Here is a 20,096-nt window from a genome sequence, read left to right as displayed (position 1 = left end):
CAGCCGGGCCCCCGCGCTCAGCCCCCCCCCCCGGGGGGGGCCCCGGGGGGGGCGGGGGGGGGGGGCGGGGGGGGGGGCCCCCCCCCCCCCGCCCCCTCCCCGCGTCCCGGGCGGGAACCGTCGGACGCTACGGCGCGGCGATCAGCACCAGCCCGTAGACGACGGCTGCGGCGCAGAGGCCGAAGCAGACGTAGGCGCCGGCCAGGGCCAGCCGGCCGCCGCCCGCCGCCGGGGCGGCCTCGCCCTCGCGGGCGCTCAGCGCGGCCTCGCGGCGGGACAGGGCCAGGATGCCGAGCGCGAAGACGGCGACCACGGCGACGGTGATGCCGAAGCTGGCACCGGCGGTCTGGGCCAGGGCGTTCCACTTGATGTGCATGGCGGGTGCTCCTCAGCCTGCGGCGCTCAGGCCGCGACCGTGGTCGAGGCGGGGGTGGGGGCGGTCGCGGGGGCGGTCGCGGGGACCTCCACCGGGGTGACGTCGTTGACGTTGTCCGCGCTGATCGGCTGGCGGCGGGAGATCAGCCACATCGCGCCCGAGCCGGCCACCAGCACGGCGCCGACCAGGACGATGCCCCAGGTGCCCTGGCGGACCAGCAGCGCCGCGCCGCCCGAGACCAGCGCGGCGGCCGGCAGGGTCAGCGCCCAGGTGTAGACCATGCGGCGGACCAGGCTCCAGCGCAGCTCGGCCTTCGGGCCGCCGAGGCCGGCGCCCATGATGCCGCCGGAGCAGACCTGGGTGGTGGAGAGGCCGAAGCCCATGTGCGACGAGGTCAGGATGACGGTCGCGGCGGCCGACTCGGAGGCGAAGCCCTGCGGCGCCTTGATGTCCGCCAGGCCCTTGCCCATCGAGCGGATGATCCGCCAGCCGCCCATGTAGGTGCCGAGCGCGATCGCGCCGCCGGCCGAGACGATCACCCAGGTGGGGGGCAGCGCGCCGTGCGGCAGGGCGCCGACCGAGACCAGGGTGAGGGTGATGATGCCCATCGTCTTCTGGGCGTCGTTGGTGCCGTGCGCGAGCGAGATCAGCGAGGACGAGAAGATCTGGCCGGTCTTGAAGCCCTTGGTGGCGGTCTCCGCGTTGCCCTTGCGGGTGATCGCGTAGGCCAGCTTGGTGGCGCCCCAGGAGGCCAGGCCGGCGACCAGCGGGGAGGCGATCGCCGGGATCAGGATCTTGGAGAGGACCGTGTCGAAGTTGACGCCGTTCATGCCGACACCGACCACGGTGGCGCCGATCAGGCCGCCGTACAGCGCGTGCGAGGAACTGGACGGCAGGCCGCGCAGCCAGGTCAGCAGGTTCCACAGGATCGCGCCCGCCAGTGCGGCGAAGATGATCTCTGGGTGGATGCCGCTCTTCTCGTTGACGATGCCGCCGGAGATGGTGGTGGCGACCTTCACGGACAGGAACGCGCCCGCGAAGTTGAGGACGGCCGCGATGGTGACCGCGACCTTCGGCCGGAGGGCTCCCGTCGCGATGGAGGTGGCCATCGCGTTGGCGGTGTCGTGGAACCCGTTGGTGAAGTCGAAGGCGAGCGCCGTGATGATCACAACGGCCACCAGGAACGAGATGTGTTCCATACCCAAACAATCGTCGTAGTTGTCGCACGGAGACGTTGGTGTCGTCGCGACCGTAGGTCTGTTTGGTAAACGGAAGGTGAACTAGGCCGGGAATCGTGGTTCCGATGGTTGCCCAGTGGTGGCCAGCAGCTTTCGGAGGGGTGTCGTCGGTCGCGCTGAGCTGGACATTAGCGAAGTTCGCCCCGGTTCGCTCCGGTTTGCTGAGAGCTGTCTCACAGATCAATCGAGAATTAACCTCCCAGTCCGGACGCGCCCTGTTTCCGGTGAGTAACCCGTGGGAGGATCGGCGGGTTCCGGGGAGGCCGGAGAAGGCTGGGGCGGGGAGGACCAACCCATGGGCGGGGCTGTACAGCGCACGGAGGCGACAGGTGTACGGCCCTGGCTGCGGGCGGCGCTGCGGTGCGGAGCCGTCCTCGCGGCCGCCGCACTCGCCCTCCCGCTCGCCACCCAGGCCGCGTACGCGGCCCCCGACCCGGGCGCCCGGATCGCCGCCAGCCCGGGCGACGACCCGCTCGCCGCCGCCAAGGCCACCCTCGGCCCGTTGCTCGACCAGCTGCACACGCTCTACCAGGGCGCCGAGGCCGCCACCGAGCAGTACAACGGCGCCGTCGCCAAGGTCGCCGAGCAGCAGGCCGCGCTCACCGACCTGCAGGACCGGTTGGACCGCCAGCAGAAGCAGGTCGACGCCGGCACCGACATAGCCTCGCAGCTCGCCGCGGCCCAGTACCGCAACGGTGCCGCCTCCGCCTACGCCGAGCTGCTGCTCTCCAAGGACCCGTACGAGGCCGTCACCATCGCGGAGCTGCTCGCCGCCGCCAGCCGCTCGCAGTCCGAGTTCCTGGACCGGCTGAAGAGCGACCGCGAGGCCCTCGCGGGCCTGACGAAGCAGACCGAGGACGCGCTCAAGACCTCCCAGACGCTGGTCGCCCAGCAGGACGCCGCCAAGGCCAAGGTCGCCTCCGACCTCGCGTCCGTCGAACAGCTGGTCGCCTCGCTCACCGGCGCGCAGCGCACCGAGCTGGAGAAGCTGGAGAAGGCCAAGGCCGACGAGGCCCAGCTCGCCTTCCTCGCCTCCGGCGCCCTCGGCCAGGGCGAGCGCACCCCGTCGCTGGCCGGCCGCGCCGCCGTCGCCTTCGCGCTCGCCCAGCTGAACAAGCCGTACCTGTGGGGCGGAGAGGGGCCGGACTCCTACGACTGCTCCGGCCTCACCTCACAGGCCTGGCTGCACGCCGGGCGGCCGATCCCGCGCACCAGCCAGGAGCAGTGGGCCCAGCTCCAGCACATCCCGCTGAACCAGCTCCGCCCCGGCGACCTGGTCATCTACTTCGAGGGCGCCACGCACGTCGCGATGTACATCGGCGGCGGGCTGGTCGTCCAGGCGCCCCGGCCGGGCGCCGTCATCAAGGTGTCGCCGATCGGCTCGATGCCGATCCTCGGGGCGGTGCGGCCCGACCCGTCCGGCGCGGCGGACGAGGCCGGCGGCAGCTGGAAGGTGCCCGACCTGCCCGCCGGTTGGGACACCGTCACCCCGATCGCGCCCAGCCCGGCCAACCAGGTCCCGGTCACCCCGGCCCCCGGCACGCCCGCCAACCCGCCGGCCACTCCTGGCGCGCCGTCCACCACCCCGGGCACGCCGTCCGGCACCGGGACGCCCGCCGACCCGGGGACGCCGTCCGGCACCGGGACCACCACGCCCGGCACGCCCACCGACACGGGCACGCCGACGCCCACCCCGACGCCGACCGGCACTCCGACCGGCCCCGGGACCCCGACGTCGACCGGCACCCCGGCGACGCCCACCCCGACGGGCACCGGCACCCCGAGCTCCACCGGCACCGCCACCACGGGGACCACCGGCTCGGCGAGCGCCTCGGCCCCGGGCGGCGCCACCGCGGGCACCAACTGAGACAGCCCCAAGGCCGCCCGGCGTCCCTCGGGACACCGGGCGGCCTTCGCGTCGGTCAGGCCGGGGCGCCGCTGTCCGGTTCGAAGCGGACGACCACGGCCTTGGAGGTCGGCGTGTTGCTGATGTCGGCGGTGGAGTCCAGCGGGACGAGCACGTTGGTCTCCGGGTAGTAGGCGGCCGCACCGCCGCGGGCGACCGGGTAGTGGACCACCCGGAAGTGCGGGGCGCGGCGCTCGACACCGTCCCGCCACTCGCTCACCAGGTCGACGAACCCGCCCTCGGCCAGGCCCAGTTCGGCGGCGTCGGCCGGGTTGACCAGGACCACCCGGCGGCCGCCCTTGATCCCGCGGTAGCGGTCGTCCAGGCCGTAGACGGTGGTGTTGTACTGGTCGTGCGAGCGCAGCGTCTGGAGCAGCAGGCGGCCCGGCGGGACCTCGGGGGCGGTGAGCGGGTTGACGGTGAAGTTGGCCCGCCCGGTCGCGGTCGGGAAGGTCCTGGAGTCGCGCGGGCCGTGCGGCAGGGTGAAGCCGCCGGGGCGGCGGACCTTCTCGTTGTAGTCCTCGAAGCCGGGGACGACCCGGGCGATCCGGTCCCGCAGGGCGTCGTAGTCGGCGGCGAAGTCCTCCCACGGCACGGTGTCCCCGGGGCCGAGGACGGTACGGGCGAGCCGGCAGACTATCGCGGTCTCGGAGAGCAGGCCGGGTGCGGGCGGGCGCAGGCCGCCGCGGGAGGAGTGCACCTGGCCCATCGAGTCCTCGACGCTGACGAACTGGGCGCCGGTGCCGGTGACGTCCCGGTCGGTACGGCCCAGGGTGGGCAGGATCAGCGCGCGGGCGCCGGTGACCACGTGCGAGCGGTTGAGCTTGGTGGAGACGTGCACGGTCAGCCGGCAGCGGCGCATCGCGGCCTCGGTGACGTCGGTGTCCGGGCTGGCCGCGACGAAGTTGCCGCCCATCGCGAAGAACACCCGGACCCGGCCGTCGCGCATCGCTCGGATGGTGTCCACCGCGTCGTGGCCGTGCGCCCTCGGCGGCTCGAAGCCGAACTCCTTGCCGAGTGCGTCCAGGAAGGCGGCGGAGGGCCGCTCGAAGATGCCCATCGTCCGGTCGCCCTGGACGTTGCTGTGCCCGCGCACCGGGCAGACCCCGGCGCCGGGGCGGCCCACGTTGCCGCGCAGCAGCAGGAAGTTGACCACCTCGCGGATGGTGGGGACGGAGTGCTTGTGCTGGGTGAGGCCCATCGCCCAGCAGACGATGACCTTCCGGGAGGCCAGCACCAGCCGGCCGAGCTCCTCGATCTGCTCCCACGGCAGGCCGGTCGCGGCGAGCACCTCGGCGCGGTCGGTCGTCCGGGCCTGCTCCTCGAACTCCTCGAAGCCGTGGCAGTGTTCGTCGACGAACGCGCGGTCGACGCCGTCCTGCTCCAGGACGATCCGGTTGAGCGCGCGGAACAGCGCCAGGTCCCCGCCGAGGCGGATCTGCAGGAACAGGTCGGTCAGCTTGGTGCCGTGGCCGACCAGGCCGCGCGCCTGCTGCGGGTTCTTGAAGCGCTCCAGGCCCGCCTCGGGCAGCGGGTTGACGCTGACGATGGTGGCGCCAGCCCGCTTGGCGCGCTCCAGCGCGGAGAGCATCCGGGGGTGGTTGGTGCCCGGGTTCTGGCCGGCCACGATGATCAGGTCGGCCTGGTAGAGGTCCTTCAGGCTGACGCTGCCCTTGCCGACGCCGAGCGTCTCGGTGAGCGCCGAACCGGACGACTCGTGGCACATGTTGGAGCAGTCCGGCAGGTTGTTGGTGCCCAGCCGGCGGGCGAACAGCTGGTACGCGAAGGCGGCCTCGTTGCTGGTCCGGCCCGAGGTGTAGAAGGCGGCGGCGTCCGGGGTGTCCAGCGCGTGCAGTTCCTCGGCGATCAGTGCGAAGGCGTCGTCCCAGGAGACCGGCGTGTAGTGGGCGGCGCCCTCGTCGAGCAGCATCGGCTGGGTGAGGCGGCCCTGCTGGCCCAGCCAGTAGCCGGAGCGCTCGGCCAGCTCGGCGACCGGGTGGGCGGCGAAGAACTCGGCGCGGATCCGGCGCTCGGTGGCCTCCTCGGCGACGGCCTTGGCGCCGTTCTCGCAGAACTCGGCCTTGTGCGTCCTGCCCGGTTCCGGCCAGGCGCAGCCGGGGCAGTCGAAGCCGTCCGGCTGGTTGACCTTGAGCAGGGTGGCCAGGGTGCGGCGGGCGCCCATCTGTTCGGCGGCCATCCGCAGGCTGTGGCCGACCGCCGGCAGCCCGGCGGCCGCGTGCTGGGGCGCGGACACCTCGGGGGCGTCCTGCGCCGGGTCGCTCTGCGGGGCCTGCTTGGCCATGACCGCTTCTCCTCGGCTCTGCTCGTCCGGCGGCCGCGCCACCGGCGCCGCCGCGCCGTCGCGGGGGCTCCGGCCCATCCTTCCACCTGGGTGAAGGCGGGGGGAGGGGGGCCGGACGGGCGTCGGTAGAGTCTCGGGGGGTCCAGGAGGGGTGGGGGAGGGGCGCATGCGCGTCGGTGATGTCCTCGACGGCCGGTACGAGCTGGTGGAGAAGCTCGGCCAGGGCGGTTTCGGGGTGGTGTGGCGGGCGCTCGACACCCGGATGCGGCGGCCGGTGGCGGTCAAGGTCATCGGGCACCACGGCGGTGACCAGGCGAAGGCGGCGCTGCGGTTCGTCCGGGAGGCCTGTGCGGCCGGCAACCTGTCCCATCCTCACATCGTCACCGTGCACGACCTCGGCGAGTGCGTTCTCGGCGACCGGCAGGTGACCTTCCTGGTGATGGAACTGCTCACCGGTCGCACCCTGACCGAGGTGCTGCGGGCCGGCCTGCCGGCTCCGGAGCAGAGCCTGCGCTGGGCGCGGCAGCTCTGCGAGGCGCTGGCGGTGGCGCACGACGCGGGCATGGTGCACCGGGACGTCAAGCCGGACAACATCATGATCATCGAGGGCGGGAGCCTGAAGGTGCTCGACTTCGGCATCGCCCAGCTGGACATCGGCGCGGGTGGGCTGACCACCACCGGGACGATCGTCGGCAGCCCCGCGTACATGGCGCCGGAGCGCTGGACCGGCGGGCGGGTGGACGGCCGTACGGACCTGTACGCGCTGGGCTGCGTGCTGGTCGAACTCTTCACCGGGGCACGGCCGTTCGGTGGGGACTCGACGCCGGTGCTGATGTACCAGCACCTCAACGAGCCGCCCCCGGCGCTGGATCCGGCGCGGTTCGGGCTGCCGCCGGAGGTGGCCGGGCTGGTCGCCGAGCTGCTGGCCAAGGACCCGGCGGACCGGCCGGCCGACGCCCGGACGGTCGAGCGACGGCTCGGTGAGCCGGGCGGGACGCCGGTGCCGTCGGCTGCCGTGCCGCCGGTTCCGCCGGCACCGCCGGCCGTGCCACCTGCACCGCCGGCCGTTCCGGTGGGGCCGCCGCCTGTTCCGGCCGTCCCGCCGGCGGCGCCGTCATCGGTGCTGTCGCCGCTCACCACGCCGCCGGTGGTCGCCGCGCCCCCGCCGGACGGCGTCCGGGCCGCGCTGCGCGAGCGGCGTTCGGCCGCCTTCCGGGCGGCGACCGCGGGCGAGTCGGTGATCCTGCTCCAGGCGGTCGCCCAGGACTGCGTCACCGCGCTCGGCGCCGCCGACCGGGACACCCTGTGCACCTGGCGGGACTTCACCTGGTACCTCAGCCGGGCGGGCGACCTGGACGGCGCGATCCGGCTGCTGTCGACCGTGGTGGAGGACATGCGCTCGGCGCTCGGCCCGACCGACCCGGACACCCTCGGTGCCCGGTACCACCTGGTGTGGTGCATCGGCGAGAGCGGCGCGGCGGTCACCGCGGTCCGGCTGATGTCCGAGCTGCTGCCCGACCTGCACGCCACCTGGGGCCCGCACGACACCCGCGTCCTGAAGGCCCGGCACGACCTCGCGGTCCACCAGGCCAACCGGGGCGATCTCCAGGGCGCCGCACGCCAGCTGCACGCCCTGCTGCCGGAGCTCGCCCGGGTACTGGGGGAGGGCCACCCGAGCACCGTCCAGGCCTGGCACGACCTGGCCGGCTACCAGCAGCGGCTCGCCGAGGCCGGCCGCCGGGCGCCGTCCGGAGCCGCCCGGCGGCCGCGGATCAGCCCGATGGAGGCGGTGGTGCTGGTCCGGCGCCTCCTGGCCTGGGACTTCGCCACCGACCAGCAGGCGCGGGCCTGCATCACCGCGCTGGAGCGCGGCACCGGGCTGAAGGGCGTCGCGGAGGTGGTGCTCAACGCCCCGGACCACGTCTCGGCCGAGGACCTGGTGGAGGAGATCTTCGGGCCCTGAGGCGCTGCGGGCGAACGCTACGCGGCCAGGGCGGCGGCCGGGAGCGCGGCCAGCGCCCGCAGCAGTGCGCGGGCGGCGGCGTCGTTCTGCCGGAACCCCGGGGAGTCGGTGCGGGGGCGGGCGAAGGCGGCGGCGGCGCGCAGGCTGGTGTGCGGGCCGAGCGCGGTGCGCCGCGGGTGCGGGGCACCGTCCAGGGCGGGGTCGAGCAGCCGGCTGTCGCCGGGGGCGATGGTGACCAGGCCGGATCGGTGGGTGTACTCCTCGTCGGTGACCACCTCCTCCACGATCCGCCCGGCGCGGTGCAGTTCGCGCAGCACCGGGTCGAGGGTGCGGGCCAGCTGGTGCTTGGGCAGGTACGCCTCGACCAGCGCGGTGACGGTGACGGTGTGGCCCGGCACGGTGTCGCCGCAGGCCCGCCAGGTGCCGGTGGCCTCGTCCCGCTCGGTCCGGACGCCCGCGCCCAGGAAGCGGACGACGCCGGCCTCGGAGAGGGCGAGCAGCTGGCGCAGCCGGAAGCCGGGCGGGCCGGAGGCGAGGTAGCTGAAGTAGCCGAAGAACCACCCGTCCACCTCCTCGGCGACCGAGCGGGCGGTGAGCCGGCCGGTCGCGAGGATGCGCGGGAGCTGGCCGAACAGCGAGAGCAGGGCGAGGAAGGCGCCGAGGTCGGCACTGTGCGCGGGGTCGGCGCGGCGGTCGGCGTCGGCGGTGACGTAGGCGCGCAGGTGCTGTTGGAGCTCGTCGGCGGAGCCGAGTTCGAGGCCGGCCAGCGGGTGGTCGAGCCGTTCGAAGTCGATCCGGTCGGCCGGGTCGGGCACGGCCTCGGCGACCAGGGCGGCGAGCCGGGGGGAGTACCAGTCGTGCCGGTCGTACCGGGCCAGGAACTCCGGCCAGGGCAGCGTGGTGCGCTCGGGGTGGGCGTGGAACAGCTCGTGGTAGTGCCCGAAGGCGGTCTCCTTGGCCATCAACGGCCAGAAGTCGCGCCGGAGTTCGAGCGGCCCCTCGGTGACGAGGACGGCGTCCACGGCGGCCGCGTCGAAGTACCGGGGGAGCGGGGCGGGCGGCCCCTGGAGGCGGTAGCCGGTCTTGGAGTGGTACGGGACGCCGCGCCGGGAGCCGAGGTGCAGCACCGGCTCGCGGCCGGACGGGCGGTAGCGCAGCCCGTCGGCGGCGGGTTCGAAGCGGCCGCCGCGCCCCTCGGTGAGCAGGGCGACCAGGTCGACGGAGGCCAGGCCGAGGCCGCGCAGGGCGACGTGCTCGCCGGGGGCGATGCCGTCCAGGTCGGTGTCGGCGTCGTCGGAGTAGGCGGGCGGGAGGTGGAAGCGGCCGTGCCGGGCGGCGAAGTCGGCGTCGGCGGCGTACCGGGGGTGCGGGGTGGAGTCGAGGTGCCCGAGGGTGAGGACGACGTGGTCGGCGGTGAGCGTCCGGTCGGTGAGGTGGACGGTCTGCGGGCCGTCGGCCGGGCCGTCGATCCGCTGGACGGTGTCCCGGTGCACGGTGACCGTGACGTGCGGCGGCAGGTCGGCGACCGCGCGGCGGAACACCCAGTCCAGGTAGGCGCTCTGGGCCCGGCGGGTGGGGAAGTCGGTGGGGGCGAGGGTGTCCAGTTCGGCCCGGACGGTCGGGTCGGCGACCTCCCGGTAGGGCGCGAACTCCCGCTGCCGGAGCGCCCATTCGGCCAGCGAGGGGCCCGGTCGGACCGGCCCGTCGATGGTCGAGCGCTCGTCGGTGAACATGGTGACGTCCTCGGCCATCGAGTTCATCCGCAGCAGCGGGGACTGGTCGTGGCGCCAGATCCGGCCCGCGCCGGGCGGGTGTGGGTCGATCAGGTGGATGTGCAACGGCCGGTCGGCTGGCAGGAGTTCGGTCGCGTTGGCGGCGATCCGTTCCAGCAGGCCGGTGCCGCGTGGGCCCGCGCCGACGATCGCGAGCCGGTTCATGCCGCCACCTCGCGCAGCCGTCGCAGCCCGGCCCGGGCCCGTTGGAGCGGGGTGGGCGGCAGGCCGTCCCGGGTGGTGCCCTTGGCGTAGTGGCGTTCGACGTAGTACTGGCCGATGGACAGCAGGGTGGTGATCGCCAGGTACCAGATGGTGGCGACCACCAGCATCGGGATGACCTGGTACGACTGCAGGTAGACCAGCTGGACCGAGTAGAGCAGGTCGGAGACGGCCAGCACGCTGACGATGCTGGTGCCCTTGAGCGCGCTGATCAGCATGTTCCCGGCGGTCGGCACGATCGAGCGCATCGCCTGCGGGACGACGATCCGGCGCAGCACCCGCCACCGGCCGAGGCCGAGCGCCGCGGCGGCCTCCAGCTGGCCGCGGTCGACGGACAGGATGCCGCCGCGGATCACCTCGGCGGCGTACGCGGTCTCCAGCAGGGTGAGGCCGATGACGGCGGTGAGGGTGGGGCCGATCAGGTTGACGGTCTTGACGGTGACGAACTCGGGGCCGAACGGGATGCCGAGGCCGAGGGTCGGGTAGAGCGCGCCGATGTTGAAGAAGAACAGCAGCTGCACCAGCGGCGGGGTGGAGCGGAAGACCCAGATGTAGCCCCAACTCAGGGTGCGCAGCACCGGGTTGGTGGACAGTCGCATGCTGGCGAGGCCGGTGCCGAGGACGAAGCCGAGGGCGAGTGTGACGGCGGTGAGCCAGAGGGTCAGGGTGAGGCCGTCGAGCACCGATCGCGCGGTGAACCAGTCGGCGACCACGCCCCACTGGAAGGCCTTGTTGCGGACGATCGAGTTGACGGCCATCGCGGCCAGCAGCAGTGCGATCCCGGCGAAGACCCACTGGCCGGGCCGGCGGCGGGCGACGATCCGGGCGTCCGGGGCGGGGACGGGCGGCGGGGCGGGGCGGTCGAGGGCGGACGGGGCGGGGAGGACGTCCTGCGGGGTGGCCATGACGGCGGCTCCTGGCGGAGGTGCGGGCGGGCGGGAGGTACGGGTGTGGTCACGTACGGCCGTCGCACCGGCCCGTGTCCCTCAACACGGCCGGCGCTGTGCACTGCACTCCGCCGTGATCGTACGCATGCGCGATCGACGGCTGTCAAGGGCGGTCCGGATCCGGACCGAGGCCTGGCCGGGGCCGGTTGCAGGACGACAGGAGATCGCAACAGAGCGGCAATGATGGATGGTTGACGGACCACTCGGGCGGCTGCTCAACTTGAGGCCATGTACGCCGAGCAGCCCCTGGTCACCCGCGACCACATCGACTTCGGTCGGGTGTGGTCCGCGGCGTGTCGCGGCTGACCCGGCAGCGGGCCGCCCGTCCGGCCCTGATCTCCTCCGGGGCGTCCTCCCCCGGTCTGCCCCGTCGCGGGCCGGGATCCGCCGTTCGTAGCTGACGGCGCCCCAGGCGCACGCTGCCGTCCGACGACCTCGCACTGAACTCCGGCAGTACTCCCTCGTCCACGCCTGCCTCCCGCCGCGCCCGGGCGCCGACACCGTTGTCGGCGCGCCCGCCGCGCACCCCTACTCGGTCGGACAGGAACTGACGGCCGTCCCTCCCGGCCGACCCCGGCCTGCCCACCCGCAGTCCGCCGGACTCCGCTCACCCGAAAGGTTCCGCCATGCCCGTCGAATTCCTCGGTATCGCCGCCACCGGCGACGGTTCGGAGACCACCCCCCGCTCCACCGCCGCCTTCGACCGCGACTACACCCTGCGGCTGGCCCGGGCCCACGAGGACCACGGCTGGGACCGGGTGCTCTTCGCGTACGGCGCCGGCTCTCCGGAGCCGGCGGCCGCGGCGGCCTTCCTCGCCTCGCACCTCGACCGGCTGCAGATCCTGCTGGCGCACCGGCCCAACGTCTCCCACCCGACCTTCGCCGCCAAGACCTTCGCGACCCTGGACCAGATCAGCGACGGGCGGCTGACCGTCCACTTCATCACCGGCGGCAGCGACCACGAGCAGCAGCGCGAGGGCGACTTCCTCTCCAAGGACCAGCGCTACGAGCGCACCCGCGAGTACATCGGCATCGTCAAGAAGGCGTGGACCAGCCGGGAGCCCTTCGACCACGAGGGCGCCCACTACCGCTTCAACGACTTCGTCTCCGACGTCTTCCCCGTCCAGCAGCCGCGTCCGGCGGTCTCCTTCGGCGGCTCCTCGGACGCCGCCTACGCGGCCGGCGGCGCCGAGGCGGACATCTACTGCCTGTGGGGCGAGCCGCTGGCCCGCACCGCCGAGCAGATCGAGCGGGTGAAGGAGGCGGCCCGGGCCGCCGGGCGTACCGACGTGCCGCGGATCCAGGTGGCGTTCCGGCCGATCATCGCGCCGACCGAGGAGCTGGCCTGGGAGAAGGCGCACCGGACGGTGGCGGCGATCAAGGCCCGCAGGGCCGCCGGGGACCTGGTCCGCCGGGGCCGCCCGCTCGGCGCCGCGGCCGTGACGCCGGAGAACACGGGCTCCCAGCGCCTGATCGAGATCGCCGAGGCCGGCGAGCGCTACGACCGCGCGCTGTGGACCCCGACCGCCGCGGCCACCGGCGGGGCCGGCAACTCCAACGCCCTGGTCGGCACCCCGGAGACGGTCGCCGAGGCGCTGCTCGACTACTACGACCTCGGCGTGGACATCCTCTCCGCCCGCGGCTACCACCTGCTCGACGACGCGATCGACTTCGGCCGCCACGTCATCCCGATCGTCCGCGAGGAGGTCGCCAAGCGGGACGCCGCCAAGGCCGCCAGGGCGGCGGCCGAGCGGGCCGAGCGCGACCGGCACCAGCTGATCGCGGTGCAGGCGTGAGCGGTTCCCGCGCGGCCGGTGCGAGCAGGGGCGGCACGAGCGGCGCGGGCCGGGTGGCCGAGTTCCGCCGGGTCACCATCGACGACCCGCTGGTCGAGCCGCTGCTGCGCGAACTCACCCACGAGTACGTCAGCCGCTACGGCCCCGAGGCGCGCCAGGAGATGACCCGCTATCCCCGGGACGCCTTCGCCGAGCCGCACGGCGTGCTGCTGCTCCTGCTGGAGGACGGCGAGCCGGTGGCCGGCGGCGCGTACAAGCGGTACGACGAGCGCACCGCCGAGCTGAAGCGGATGTGGACGCACTCCGCGCACCGCCGTCGCGGCCTGGCCCGCCGGGTGCTGGCCGAACTGGAGCGGACGGCGGCGGCCGCCGGCTACGCCCGGATCCACCTCACCACCGGCCCGCGCCAACCCGAGGCCAGGGGTCTCTACCTGGCGGCCGGCTACACCCCGCTGTTCGACGTCGCCGCCGATCCTCCCTCCTTGCCCGCCGACGGGCAGGAGGGGCCCATTCCGATCGGCCCGCTCCCCTTCGAGAAGCACCTGCCGGTGCTGGCCCCGACCCCCTGAAAGGCCCTTCGTGAGAACCACCACCGTCCGCCGCCTGCTCGCGGCCACCGCCCTGCTGCCGGTGCTGGCGCTGGCCGCGTGCGGCTCGGACCCGAAGATCGCGGGTGCGGCGGGGGCGAGCGGGCCCGCCGCCACCGCCGCCTCCCAGGACGTCGTCTCCGGCCTCGCGAAGTCGGACGCCGCCGCCGCGCTGCTGCCCGAGGAGGTCCGCAAGGCCGGCACGCTGACGTTCGGCGCGTCCTTCGGCGCGCCGCCCACCGCCTTCTACGCCGACCAGGCCACGAAGAAGCCGGCCGGGATCGACGTGGACTTCACCGATGCGGTGGCCAGGCTGCTCGGGCTGACCGTGCGGCGCGAGGAGGCCGCCTTCGAGACCATCCTGCCCGCCCTGGACAGCGGCAAGTTCGACGTCGGCACCGGCAACTTCGGGGTCACCACGGCCCGGCTGAAGACCATCGACTTCGTCACCTACATCGACGACGGCCAGGGCTTCGCGGTCAGGAAGGACAACAAGGACGTCCAGCCGGTCACCGACCTGGTCCAGCTCTGCGGGCTGACCATCGGCACCGGCGCCGGCACCACCTTCGAGACCACGCTGAACGCGAGGAGGAACGTCTGCACCGACGCCGGGAAGAAGCCGTACGAGGTCAAGGCGTTCAGCGACGGCGGCGCCGTGCTCACCGGCCTCCAGCAGGGCCGGGTGGACGTCCTGATGTCCACCATCAACGGCCTGCGCTACCAGGCCGCGCAGGAGGCCTCGGGGACGCGCTTCCTCGGCGAGTTCCACCGGCTGGACGTCGGCTTCGCGTTCAAGAAGGGCTCGAAGCTCACCCCGGCCTTCCAGGCGGCGGTCAACCAGCTGATCAAGGACGGGACGTACGAGCGGATCCTCCGGAAGTGGGGGGTCACCGACTCGGCGATCGAGGAGTCCCGGATCAGCCCGCCCGAACACCCGTGATCCCCGGGTCTGCCGAAGGAGCCCCCCGATGACCGTCAGCACCACCGCACCGCCCGGGGCCCCGGCCCGCCGCGGGCCCGCGCCCGGCCCCGGCCCCGGCCCCGGTTCCGACCCCGGCCCCGATCCCCGCCTCGACCTCGACGAACTGGCCGGGCTGCGGACCGTCCCCGCCCGGCACCCCTGGCGCTGGGGGATCGGGATCGCCGCGCTCGTCGTCCTCGCCCAGTTCGCCCACGGGCTGGCCACCAACCCCGGCTGGGACTGGGCCACCTTCCGGGTCTACTTCACCGCCGACACCATCGTCCAGGCGGTCGGCCGCACCCTCGAACTCACCGCTTACGGCACGTTGCTGGGCTTCCTGCTGGGCGCCGTGGTGGCCGGGATGCGGCTGTCCCGCAGCGTGATCCTGCGGTCCATCGCCTGGGCGTACGTCTGGGTGTTCCGGTCGATCCCGCTGATCGTCCAGCTGGTGTTCTGGTTCAACCTGTCGTACCTGTACAAGCGGTTCGGGATCGGCATCCCGTTCGGTCCGACCTTCGGGGACGTGGAGACGGTCGGCGTGCTGAGCGCGCTCGGCGCCGCCGTGCTCGGCCTCGGGCTGCACCAGGCCGCGTTCGCCGCCGAGATCATCCGCGGCGGCATCATCGCGGTGGACGCCGGCCAGCGGGAGGCCGCCGCCGCGCTCGGCATCCCGCGCCGGCGTCAGGGCTGGCGGATCGTGCTGCCGCAGGCGATGCGCGGCATCCTGCCGGCCGCCGCCAACGAGGTGATCTCGCTGCTCAAGGGCACCTCGGTGGTCTACGTGATGGCCATCGGCGAGCTCTTCTACCAGGCCCAGGTGGTCTACGGCCGGACCGGCCGGGTGGTGCCGCTGCTGATGGTCGCCACCGTCTGGTACGTGCTGCTGACCACGGTGCTGTCGATCGGCCAGTACTACGTCGAGCGCTACTTCGCCCGCGGCGCGCAGCGCACCCCGCCGCCCACCCCGCTCCAGCGCGCCCGGGCCTTCGTCCGGACCCTGCCGGTCCGCACGCCGGTCGCCGCCCGTACCCCCGGAGGACGTTCATGACCGCGCTCACCAAGCCCGCTCCGGACCCCGCCGCGCCGATGGTGCAGGTCCGCGGCCTGCACAAGAGCTTCGGGCAACTGGAGGTGCTGCGCGGGCTCGACCTGGACGTCCCGGCCGGCTCGGTGACGGTGGTGCTCGGCCCGTCCGGCTCCGGCAAGTCCACGCTGCTGCGCGCGATCAACCACCTGGAGAAGCTCGACGGCGGCTATGTCGCCATCGACGGCGAGCTGATCGGCTACCGGCGCTCCGGCGACCGGCTGCACGAGCTCAAGGAGCGCGAGGTGCTGCGCCAGCGCACCAACATCGGCTTCGTGTTCCAGAACTTCAACCTGTTCCCGCACCTCACCGTGCTGGAGAACCTGGTCGAGGCGCCGATCGCGGCGCTGCGCCGGCCCCGGGCCGAGGCCAGGTCGGCGGCGCTGGCGCTGCTGGAGCGGGTCGGGCTGGCCGACAAGGCCGACGCGTACCCCCGGCAGCTGTCCGGCGGCCAGCAGCAGCGGGTGGCGATCGCCCGGGCGCTGGCCCTGGAGCCGAAGGTGCTGCTGTTCGACGAGCCCACCTCGGCGCTCGACCCGGAGCTGGTCGGCGAGGTGCTGGACGTCGTCAAGGACCTCGCCCGGACCGGCACCACCATGATCGTGGTCACCCACGAGATCGGCTTCGCCCGCGAGGTCGCCGACACCGTCGTCTTCATGGACGGCGGCGTGGTGGTCGAGCAGGGCCCGCCGGCCGAGGTCCTGGACCACCCGCGGCACGAGCGCACCCGGGCCTTCCTGGCCAAGGTGCTCTGACCCGCCGCATCGCCACCACCCCCGTTACTGCCGAAATCCCTTTCACCGAGCAGGAGTTCCGCCATGTCCCTACCCCGTCGCGCCCTGGTGGCCGCCGCCGGCGCGTTCGCCGCCGCCCTCGCCCTGGCCGCCTGCGGCGGCGCGTCCTCGGGAGCCTCGGCGGGACTCGCCCCGGCCAAGGGCACCACGGCGCCGAACGGCACCGCGGTGAACCTGACGCCTCATCAGAACCGGGTGACCACGCCCAAGGTCGACGCGATCGCGGCGCTCGTCCCGGAGGAGATCAGAAGGAGGGGGACGCTGACCGTCGTCGACTCCCTCGGCACCACCCCGCCGCTGGACTTCTACGCCGACGACGACAGGACCATCATCGGCGTCGAGCCGGACCTCGCCTCCCTGGTCGGCAACGTCCTCGGCCTCAAGGTCGAGTTCAACCCGGTCTCCTGGGAGAACATCTTCGTCGGCCTGGACAGCGGCAAGTACGACGTCGGGATCTCCAACATCACCGTCACCGAGGCCCGCAAGGAGAAGTACGACTTCGCCACCTACCGGCTGGACGTCCTCGGCTTCGAGGCGAAGAAGGGCAGCGGCCTCAAGGTCGCCGGCGCCAGGGACCTCGCCGGCCGGTCGGTCGGCGTCGCCTCCGGCACCAACCAGGAGAAGCTGCTGATCTCCTGGAGCGAGGACAACGTCAGGAACGGCCTCGAGCCGATCGACATCAAGTACTTCCAGGGCACCGAGTTCTACCTGGCGCTCTCCTCCGGCCGGATCGACGCCTACGTCGGCCCCAACCCGAGCCTGGCCTTCCACGTCGCGCAGACCGGCGAGACCGAGGTGGTCGGCACCTATTCGGGCGGCGGTGCGGACGTCCTCGGCAAGATCGCCGCGACCACCCGGAAGGACAACGGGCTGGTCCAGGCGCTCAACGGGGCGCTGAACGAGGTGATCGGGAACGGCGCGTACGGCCAGGTGCTCAAGCGCTGGGGCCTGGACAACGAGGCCGTGACGACCTCCGAGATCAACCCGCCCGGGCTGCCCAAGCCGAAGCCCTGATCCGTTCACCCGTTCGCCTCCCCCCGCCGCTATGGTGACCCCGCCGACGGCGAACGCCGTCCGGACGACCTGGAGTTGGGGGAGGACATGCGGCAGGGGGAGGTGCTCGACGGCCGCTACCGGCTGGACGAGTTGCTGGGCCGGGGCGGATTCGGCGTGGTCTGGAAGGCCACCGACCTGCGGCTCGACCGCGAGGTCGCGGTCAAGGTGCTGCTGGAGGAGCACGCCACCGACCGGGAGGCCATCGGACGGTTCGTCCGCGAGGCCCGGACGGCCGGCGGCCTGTCCAACCCGCACATCGTGACCGTGCACGACTACGGCCGGGTCGCGACCGGCGCCGGGGAGACCCACTACCTGGTCCTGGAACTGGTCCGCGGCCGGGCCCTGTCCGCGGTCCTCAAGGACGGCGTCCCGGACCAGGAGGTCGCGCTGAAGTGGATGCGCCAGGTCTGCAAGGCGCTGGACGCCGCACACCGCTCGGGCATCGTCCACCGCGACATCAAGCCCGAGAACGTGATGATCGACGACGGCGGCAAGGCCAAGGTGCTGGACTTCGGCATCGCCCGGCTGCTCACCCAGTCCGCCGTGCTCACCTCCACCGGCAACGTGGTCGGCACCGTCCCCTACCTGGCGCCCGAGTGCTGGTCCGGCGCCGCCGTGGACGGCCGGGCCGACCTCTACGCGCTCGGCGTCATGCTGTACGAACTCTGCGCCGGGCGGCGGCCGTTCCGCGCCACCTCGGCCGCCGAGTACATGTACAAGCACCTGGAGGAGACCCCGCCCCGGGTCCGCAGCACCGACCCGGCGCTGGCCGACCTGGTCGCCGGGCTGCTCGCCAAGCGGCCGGCGGACCGGCCCGCCACCGCCGTCGAGGTGCTGGAGCGGCTGCGCCGGATCCGGCCCGGGGTGCTGCGCCCGGACGACCCCAGCCCGGAGCAGCTGCGCCGCCGGGCCGACCAGGCCTGGCAGCGCGGCGCGCAGGGCGCCCCCGCGGAGGCCGTCGGGATGCTCACCGCGCTCATCCCCGACCTCGCCCGGATCTGCGGCCCGGCCGACCCGCGGACCCTGCGCACCTGCCACGACCTGGCCCTCTGGCTGGCCCGGGACGGCAGCCCGGGCGCCGCCGTCGCGCTGCTGCGCGACCTGGCCGCGGTGGCGGCCGCCGAGCCGGACGCCCGGGCCGACGTGCTGCGCGACCTCGACCGCTGGCACCGGGAGGTCGCCCGGACCGGCCCGGGCCTGCCGCGGGCGCTAAGCCTGGCCGGCCTGCTCGGCGGCGGCCCGCAGGGCGGCTGAGGCGCCCGCGGCGATCGGGTCGCCGTGCCCGAACACCACGGTCTCCACCGGCAGTGCGGCCAGCCGCCGGAAGGCGGCCCGCGCCCGGGCCGGATCGGTGTTGAACACCCCGCACCTGGTCTGCCCCCGGACGTTGGAGACCGCGTCGCCGGTGAACAGCACGCCCGGTCCGGGCAGGTGCAGCGCGATGCTGCCGTCGGTGTGCCCCGGCACGTGGACGACCACCGCGCCGCCGCCGATGTCCAGCACGTCCCCGTCCTCGACCTCGCGGTGCACCGGGCAGGGCTCGGCGGGCGGGATCGGCGGCAGGCCGTCCCACAGCTCCTGCTCGAACGGGCTCAGGACCGGCGGCGCCGCCGGCTGCTCGCGCCGGACGACCGGCGCCTCCAGCCGGTGCGCGACCACCTCGGCGCCCCGGCGCCGGGCGAGCTCGGCGGCCGAGCCGGTGTGGTCCTCGTGGTGGTGGGTGAGCACGATCCGGCGCAGCGCGGACGGCTCCAGACCGACCTTGCGGATGCCCTCCTCGATGCCGTCCGCCGATCCGGCGATGCCGGTGTCGACCAGGGTCAGCCCGTGCTCGTCCCGCCACAGGTAGGCGGTGCCGAACTCCAGTGTGATCATGTGCAACTCGTCGCGTACCCGGGTGATCTCCATGCCCCGGATCCTGCGCGGTCGGCGCCCGCCGTACGCCCGCGTTCGCCGTGGGCGTTCGCGCGTTCGCCCACGGCGGAGCCGCCGTGTTCCCGCCCTCGGCCCGGCCCGGCAGGCTGTCAACCGTGCGGGCCGCCGATTCGGGGCTCCCGGCGGCTGTGGGAATTGATAGGAATTCGCCGCCCGGAACTGTCTGGTTCGCCGACCGGTGGCGTTGATATACCTCGTTGCCGGAGTCGGGTGCGGTGTCCTGCGCCGCCCCGGCGAGCTGCGACGAAAGGCTGGTGACGGATCGATGAAGCTCCTCCGCGTCGGACCCCCGGGCGCCGAGCGCCCGGTCGTGCTGGGCCAGGACGGCACCGGGTACGACCTCTCCGGGCGTGCCCGGGACATCGACGGGGCCTTCCTGGCCGGGTTGGACACCGCCGTGCTGGCACGGGACGTGGCCGCCGGCGTCCTGCCCCGGGTGGACCTCGCCGGGCAGCGGGTGGGCGCGCCGGTCGCCCGTCCGGGCAAGGTGGTCGGCATCGGGCTCAACTACCGCGACCACGCCGCCGAGGCCGGGGCCGCGATCCCGGACGAGCCGGTGATCTTCCTCAAGCCGAGCTACACCGTGGTCGGCCCGTACGACGAGGTGCTGGTGCCGCGCGGCGGCGAGAAGACCGACTACGAGGCCGAACTGGCCATCGTGATCGGCCGCACCGCCCGCTACCTGGCCGGGCACGAGGAGGCCGCGGAGGTGATCGCCGGCTACACGATCGCCAACGACGTCACCGAGCGGGCCTTCCAGTTCGAGCGCGGCGGCCAGTGGGACAAGGGCAAGTCGGCGGAGACCTTCACCCCGCTGGGGCCCTGGCTGGTCACCGCCGACGAGGTGGCCGACCCGCAGCAGCTGCCGTTGCGGCTCTGGGTCAACGGCGAACTGCGGCAGGACGGCAACACCGGGAAGATGGTTTTCCCGGTGCTCGAACTGGTCCGCTACGTCAGCCAGTTCATGGTCCTGGAGCCCGGCGACGTGATCGTCACCGGCACTCCGGCGGGCGTCACCCTGGGCCACCCCGGCACGCCGTTCCTGGCTCCGGGCGACGTCGTCGAGATCGAGGTCGACGGCCTCGGCCGCCAGCGCCAGGTACTCGGGAAGGCCTGACCCTCCCGCGGCGCCGGCCGCCCCGACCCCGACCCCGGGC

The 20,096-nt window shown here is 73.8% G+C and carries 16 protein-coding genes; 10 read left to right on the top strand and 6 right to left on the bottom strand.

All coding sequences use genetic code 11. The features are described from left to right. Window positions 1-127: 127 nt before the first annotated feature. Both ACIO5E_RS17290 and ACIO5E_RS17285 read right to left on the bottom strand, forming a co-directional pair. Window positions 128-376, bottom strand: coding sequence for a hypothetical protein (locus tag ACIO5E_RS17290; RefSeq protein WP_280676102.1), 249 nt, complete (start codon window positions 374-376; stop codon window positions 128-130). 26 nt (window positions 377-402) lie between these two features. Then, window positions 403-1,575, bottom strand: coding sequence for an anion permease (locus ACIO5E_RS17285; RefSeq protein WP_400668239.1), 1,173 nt, complete (start codon window positions 1,573-1,575; stop codon window positions 403-405). Between the two features lie 334 nt (window positions 1,576-1,909). Between ACIO5E_RS17285 and ACIO5E_RS17280 the strand changes: the two genes are divergently transcribed. After that, the gene (locus ACIO5E_RS17280; RefSeq protein WP_400668236.1) at window positions 1,910-3,481 is read left to right on the top strand and encodes an NlpC/P60 family protein; all 1,572 of its coding nucleotides are present in this window, start codon (window positions 1,910-1,912) and stop codon (window positions 3,479-3,481) included. Window positions 3,482-3,536: 55 nt separating this feature from the next. On the opposite strand, the gene ACIO5E_RS17275 is transcribed toward ACIO5E_RS17280, so the two are convergent. Next, window positions 3,537-5,822 (bottom strand): FdhF/YdeP family oxidoreductase, encoded by a 2,286-nt coding sequence (locus tag ACIO5E_RS17275; RefSeq protein ID WP_400668234.1) that lies wholly within the window; start codon window positions 5,820-5,822, stop codon window positions 3,537-3,539. Between the two features lie 166 nt (window positions 5,823-5,988). Here ACIO5E_RS17275 and ACIO5E_RS17270 point away from each other — a divergent pair, with 166 nt between their 5' ends. Beyond that, window positions 5,989-7,785 (top strand): protein kinase, encoded by a 1,797-nt coding sequence (locus ACIO5E_RS17270; protein ID WP_400668231.1) that lies wholly within the window; start codon window positions 5,989-5,991, stop codon window positions 7,783-7,785. Window positions 7,786-7,802: 17 nt separating this feature from the next. On the opposite strand, the gene ACIO5E_RS17265 is transcribed toward ACIO5E_RS17270, so the two are convergent. After that, the gene (locus ACIO5E_RS17265) at window positions 7,803-9,722 is read right to left on the bottom strand and encodes an FAD/NAD(P)-binding protein (protein ID WP_400668229.1); all 1,920 of its coding nucleotides are present in this window, start codon (window positions 9,720-9,722) and stop codon (window positions 7,803-7,805) included. Then, complete coding sequence (locus ACIO5E_RS17260) at window positions 9,719-10,684, bottom strand: amino acid ABC transporter permease (RefSeq protein WP_400668227.1); 966 nt, start codon at window positions 10,682-10,684, stop codon at window positions 9,719-9,721. The genes ACIO5E_RS17265 and ACIO5E_RS17260 overlap by 4 nt, the downstream gene beginning before the upstream one ends. 668 nt (window positions 10,685-11,352) lie before the next feature. Between ACIO5E_RS17260 and ACIO5E_RS17255 the strand changes: the two genes are divergently transcribed. The 7 genes from ACIO5E_RS17255 (at window position 11,353) to ACIO5E_RS17225 (ending at window position 18,258) form a co-directional block, all read left to right on the top strand. Further along, the gene (locus ACIO5E_RS17255) at window positions 11,353-12,522 is read left to right on the top strand and encodes an LLM class flavin-dependent oxidoreductase (protein WP_400668224.1); all 1,170 of its coding nucleotides are present in this window, start codon (window positions 11,353-11,355) and stop codon (window positions 12,520-12,522) included. A gap of 53 nt (window positions 12,523-12,575) precedes the next feature. Beyond that, window positions 12,576-13,091: a GNAT family N-acetyltransferase gene (locus ACIO5E_RS17250; RefSeq protein WP_280676607.1), complete on the top strand. Its 516-nt coding sequence runs from the start codon at window positions 12,576-12,578 to the stop codon at window positions 13,089-13,091. Between the two features lie 10 nt (window positions 13,092-13,101). After that, window positions 13,102-14,049 (top strand): ABC transporter substrate-binding protein, encoded by a 948-nt coding sequence (locus ACIO5E_RS17245; protein WP_400668223.1) that lies wholly within the window; start codon window positions 13,102-13,104, stop codon window positions 14,047-14,049. A gap of 28 nt (window positions 14,050-14,077) precedes the next feature. Continuing rightward, a complete protein-coding gene (locus tag ACIO5E_RS17240; RefSeq protein ID WP_400668221.1) occupies window positions 14,078-15,118 on the top strand; it encodes an amino acid ABC transporter permease in 1,041 nt (346 codons plus the stop codon). Beyond that, window positions 15,115-15,909 carry an amino acid ABC transporter ATP-binding protein gene (locus ACIO5E_RS17235; RefSeq protein ID WP_400668218.1) on the top strand — a complete coding sequence of 265 codons (795 nt, stop codon included), beginning with the start codon at window positions 15,115-15,117 and terminating at the stop codon, window positions 15,907-15,909. The genes ACIO5E_RS17240 and ACIO5E_RS17235 overlap by 4 nt, the downstream gene beginning before the upstream one ends. A gap of 63 nt (window positions 15,910-15,972) precedes the next feature. Continuing rightward, entirely contained in the window at window positions 15,973-16,962 is a 990-nt protein-coding gene (locus ACIO5E_RS17230) for an ABC transporter substrate-binding protein (RefSeq protein ID WP_400668216.1), read from the top strand. An 87-nt stretch (window positions 16,963-17,049) separates the two neighbouring features. Then, entirely contained in the window at window positions 17,050-18,258 is a 1,209-nt protein-coding gene (locus ACIO5E_RS17225) for a serine/threonine-protein kinase (RefSeq protein WP_400668213.1), read from the top strand. Here ACIO5E_RS17225 and ACIO5E_RS17220 read toward each other — a convergent pair. Next, window positions 18,214-18,912, bottom strand: a complete 699-nt coding sequence (locus tag ACIO5E_RS17220; RefSeq protein ID WP_400668210.1) for an MBL fold metallo-hydrolase — start codon at window positions 18,910-18,912, stop codon at window positions 18,214-18,216. The genes ACIO5E_RS17225 and ACIO5E_RS17220 overlap by 45 nt on opposite strands. Before the next feature lie 292 nt (window positions 18,913-19,204). Between ACIO5E_RS17220 and ACIO5E_RS17215 the strand changes: the two genes are divergently transcribed. Beyond that, window positions 19,205-20,056, top strand: a complete 852-nt coding sequence (locus tag ACIO5E_RS17215; RefSeq protein WP_400668207.1) for a fumarylacetoacetate hydrolase family protein — start codon at window positions 19,205-19,207, stop codon at window positions 20,054-20,056. The last annotated feature ends 40 nt before the right edge of the window (window positions 20,057-20,096 follow it).

Source organism: Kitasatospora sp. NPDC087314 (assembly GCF_044744365.1).
Classification (GTDB): Bacteria; Actinomycetota; Actinomycetes; order Streptomycetales; family Streptomycetaceae; genus Kitasatospora.
Note: the sequence above shows the minus strand (reverse complement) of the source record. Positions and strands in the feature narration are given on the sequence as shown.